We start from the raw sequence: 4,447 nt of genomic DNA on the forward strand, positions 1-4,447 counted from the left end.
CGCTGATGCTTAAAGCCAGCTGGGGCGGTGGTGGCCGTGGCATGCGCACCATTCGCGATGAAAAAGCGGTGCGCGGAGAAGTTGAAGAGGCCAAACGCGAAGCAAAAGCAGCATTTGGCAAAGACGAGATGTATTTTGAAAAGCTGGTCGAGCGTGCTCGCCATGTAGAAGTGCAGTTGATTGGCGATAGTCACGGCAATTTGGTGCATTTGTTTGAGCGCGATTGCTCTGTGCAACGCCGCAACCAAAAAGTGGTTGAACGCGCGCCAGCCCCTTATTTGAGCGAAGAAGTGCGCGACGCGCTTACAGGTGCTGCGATTAAACTGGGCAATTCAACCGGCTATCGCGGTGCGGGCACGGTTGAGTTTTTGATGGATGCGGACAGCGATGCGTTCTATTTCATCGAAGTAAACCCGCGCATTCAGGTCGAGCATACGGTTACTGAAGAAGTGACCGGCATTGATATTGTTAAGGCGCAAATCCGCATCGCGGAAGGCGCTGCAATTGGCGATAAAGACAGTGGTGTGCCAACCCAGAAAAACATCAAACTCAATGGCCATGCGTTGCAGTGTCGGGTAACCACTGAAGACCCGGAAGAAAACTTTATCCCAGACTATGGCCGCATCACAGCCTATCGCGGTGCGACAGGTTTTGGGGTTCGGCTTGATGGGGGCACCGCCTATTCAGGGGCGGTGATCACCCGCTATTACGATCCGCTTTTGGAAAAGGTGACCTGTTGGGCGCAAACCCCTGAAGAAGCGATTGCGCGGATGGATCGGGCATTGCGCGAGTTCCGTATTCGAGGGGTGACAACTAACCTGAATTTCCTTGAGAACATCATCACGCACCCGTCTTTCCAAGACAATAGCTACACCACGCGCTTTATCGACAATACGCCTGAGCTGTTCAATTTCCCCAAGCGCCGGGACACCGCCACGAAATTGCTCACTTATGTGGCAGACGTTACGGTCAACGGGCACCCGGAAGTGAAAAACCGGCCCATGCCTCCGGCAGAAGCTGCGGCGCCAACGGTGCCAAAGTTTGAGCCTTTGACGGTTTTGGATGGCTCTCGTCAAATCCTTGAGCGTGAGGGACCAAAGGGTCTTGCGGACTGGATGAAGGCGCAAAAGCAAGTTCTGTTTACCGACACAACGATGCGCGACGGGCATCAGAGCTTATTGGCCACGCGGATGCGCACCAACGATATTACAAAGATTGCCAGTGCTTACGCGCATGGCATGCCCAACCTGTTCTCGCTTGAGTGCTGGGGCGGGGCGACATTTGATGTGTCGATGCGCTTTTTGACCGAAGACCCATGGGAGCGCCTGTCGATCATTCGCGATGAAGCCCCCAACATCCTAACGCAAATGCTTTTGCGCGGATCAAACGGGGTTGGCTACACCAATTATGCGGACAATGTGGTCAAATTCTTTGTTCAACAAGCGGCCAAAGGCGGGATTGATATTTTCCGCGTGTTCGATTGTTTGAACTGGGTTGAAAACATGCGCGTTTCAATGGACGCGGTGATTGAAGCCAATAAAGTCTGCGAAGGCGTGATTTGTTACACAGGCGACATGTTGGACCCAGATCGGGCGAAATATGACCTGAAGTATTATGTGGGTCTGGCCAAAGAACTTGAAGCGGCGGGCGCGCATGTTTTGGGCCTTAAAGATATGGCTGGTTTGTTAAAACCTGCTGCGGCGACAAAACTGATCTCAACTCTTAAAGAAGAAGTTGGCTTGCCCATCCACTTCCACACCCACGACACGTCTGGTGTTGCTGCGGCCACAGTGCTTGCAGCGGTTGATGCAGGTGTTGATGCGGTTGATGCAGCAATGGACGCATTTTCTGGCACCACGTCTCAGCCTTGTTTGGGCTCGCTTGCAGCCGCCTTGCGCGGTACAGAGCGTGATCCAGAATTTGATCCTAAAACCATTCGCGAAATCTCATTCTATTGGGAAGCCGTGCGTACACAATATCGCGCGTTTGAAAGCGATCTGCGCTCTGGTGCATCTGAGGTTTATTTGCACGAAATGCCCGGCGGTCAATTCACCAACCTTAAAGAGCAAGCGCGTTCATTGGGTTTAGAATCACGCTGGCACGAGGTGGCGCAAACCTATGCGGATGTGAACCAAATGTTTGGTGACATCGTTAAGGTAACCCCATCGTCTAAAGTGGTTGGCGATATGGCGCTCTCTATGGTGTCATCCGGGTTGAACCGGACAGATGTTGAAGATCCTGCGCGTGAAGTGGCGTTCCCAGAATCAGTTGTTGGCTTCTTTGCCGGCGATTTGGGCCAACCTCCGGGCGGGTTCCCTGCCGCACTGCAGGCCAAAGTGCTCAAGGGCAAAAAGCCAATGGACAAACGTCCGGGCGCTTATTTGGAACCTGTGGACCTTGAAGCCAAGCGCAAAGAAGTTGAAGAACTTACGGGCCACAAAATCAATGATTTTGAATTGGCTTCCTACTTGATGTACCCAAAAGTCTTTGTGGACTTTATGTCTGCACAAGACACCTATGGGCCAACATCTGTGTTGCCGACGCCGATCTATTTTTATGGGTTGGAAGCAAATGATGAAGCGCTGGTGGATTTGGCCAAGGGCAAAACCTTGGTGATCCAACTTGTTGGCAAAACCAAGCCAAACGAAAAAGGCATGGTGCGGGTGTTCTTTGAACTCAACGGCCAACCGCGCTCTGTCTCCGTGCCTGACCGCTCTATGGCGAGCGAAATTGTGGTGCGGCCAAAAGCTGAATTGGGCAACCCCTTGCATGTTGGTGCGCCAATGCCGGGCGTTGTTTCAACTTTGGCCGTTAAGCCAGGCCAAGAAGTTAAAGCGGGCGATGTTTTGCTGTCTATTGAAGCCATGAAAATGGAAACAGCCATTCACGCAGAAATGGATGGCGTTGTTGCCGAAGTGCATGTGCAACACGGCAATCAGATCGACGCGAAAGACTTGTTGGTGCGGTTTGAGGGCTAAGCCCTACTTCATCTTCATCTGTGAAAAACTAAAAACCGCCTCCATTTGGGGGCGGTTTTGTTTATGCACCTGCAATCCGATAATTTATCTACGCCGTTTGTGCTCTATGGTTTTTTGATAGGGCGCTTGTGATGTGTTTTGGGCGTTGCGATTTGTCGTGCTGATGCGCGGTAGGCGCGACACAATCCAAGAGACGGCGAATGAGACGATGACTACATCATCCACCCAGCCGATAACTGGAATAATGTCGGTGATCAGATCGAGGGGACTGATCAGGTAAACCACCGTCAGTACCGTGAGCACTTTGAGGTAGGTTGGCGTCAGCGGGTGCCAAAATGCATGCCAAAGGGTTGTGACTTCGCGCCTGAACCGGATTAGTCTTGTCATGATCATGTGCTGCTCCCTTTTTAACCCGCAGTGCCTATCGAATGTAACAGTGCTATTTATTTAAATAGGTCAAATGGCCGCATATTCAAGTCAGCGGCCCTTTGGTTGCGTGGATGCCATATTGGGCTTATATGCTTTGAGCAATATAGGAGAGATTATGTCCGCACCGATTGAGCGCAGAAATGCTGTTGGGGTGATGGTTGGCAATGTGATGGTGGGCGGCGACGCCCCGATTGTGGTGCAATCTATGACCAACACAGACACCGCCGACGTTGAAAAAACGGTTGCGCAGGTGGCCGATTTGGCCCGCGCCGGATCAGAAATCGTGCGCATTACTGTGGATCGGGACGAAGCCGCCGCCGCCGTGCCCCATATTCGGGACCGTTTGATGGCGCAGGGCATCGACGTACCTTTGGTGGGGGATTTCCACTATATCGGGCATACGCTTTTGGCCGATCACCCAGCTTGTGCTGAGGCGCTGGCGAAATACCGGATCAATCCGGGCAATGTAGGGTTTAAGGCCAAGCGCGATACGCAGTTTTCGCAAATGATCGAGATCGCCAATACTTACGACAAGCCTGTGCGCATCGGGGTGAATTGGGGGTCGCTCGACCAAGAATTGCTGACCAAACTAATGGATGAGAACGCCAATAACGGCTCGCCTTGGAGCGCGGCGCGGGTGCAACGCGAGTCGATTATGCAATCGTCCATTCTTTCAGCTGAGCGGGCGGAAGAGTTGGGCATGGGGCGGGATAAAATTATCCTCTCCACCAAAGTGTCAAACGTGCAGCACCTGATCGACGTTTATAAAGACCTTGCTGCGCGCTGCGATTATGCGTTGCATTTGGGCTTAACCGAAGCGGGCATGGGGAACAAAGGCATCGTCGCTTCGACAGCGGCTTTGAGTGTGTTGTTACAACAAGGCATAGGCGACACCATTCGCGTTTCATTAACGCCTGAACCTAACCAAGCGCGTACAGAAGAAGTGAAAATTGCCCAACAGATTCTGCAAAGCTTGGAGCTACAATCTTTCAAACCTGAAGTTACTGCTTGTCCCGGTTGTGGCAGAACCACCAGCGTAT

Annotated in this window: 3 protein-coding genes; 2 read left to right on the forward strand and 1 reads right to left on the reverse strand. The window is 52.3% G+C overall.

The features are described from left to right. Positions 1-2,978, forward strand: a 2,978-nt coding sequence (gene pyc / locus Q0231_RS04200; RefSeq protein WP_299345491.1) for a pyruvate carboxylase, incomplete at its 5' end; no start/stop codon positions are given. 84 nt (positions 2,979-3,062) lie between these two features. Here the strand turns inward: pyc and Q0231_RS04205 are convergent. After that, on the reverse strand, positions 3,063-3,371 hold the full coding sequence (locus Q0231_RS04205; RefSeq protein ID WP_299345494.1) for a YkvA family protein: 309 nt from the start codon (positions 3,369-3,371) through the stop codon (positions 3,063-3,065). A gap of 151 nt (positions 3,372-3,522) precedes the next feature. On the opposite strand from Q0231_RS04205, the gene ispG reads away from it, so the two are divergent. Further along, positions 3,523-4,447: flavodoxin-dependent (E)-4-hydroxy-3-methylbut-2-enyl-diphosphate synthase (gene ispG / locus Q0231_RS04210; protein WP_299345497.1), on the forward strand; the 925-nt coding region annotated here is incomplete at its 3' end.

The sequence above is a fragment of the uncultured Maritalea sp. genome, assembly GCF_937139385.1.
Taxonomy (GTDB): Bacteria; Pseudomonadota; Alphaproteobacteria; order Rhizobiales; family Devosiaceae; genus Maritalea; species Maritalea porphyrae_A.

What these genes read in the sequence shown, in the direction of transcription:
- Q0231_RS04205 (WP_299345494.1), bottom strand. Translation starts at nt 3,371, where the DNA reads ATGATCATGACAAGACTAATCCGGTTCAGGCGCGAAGTCACAACCCTT.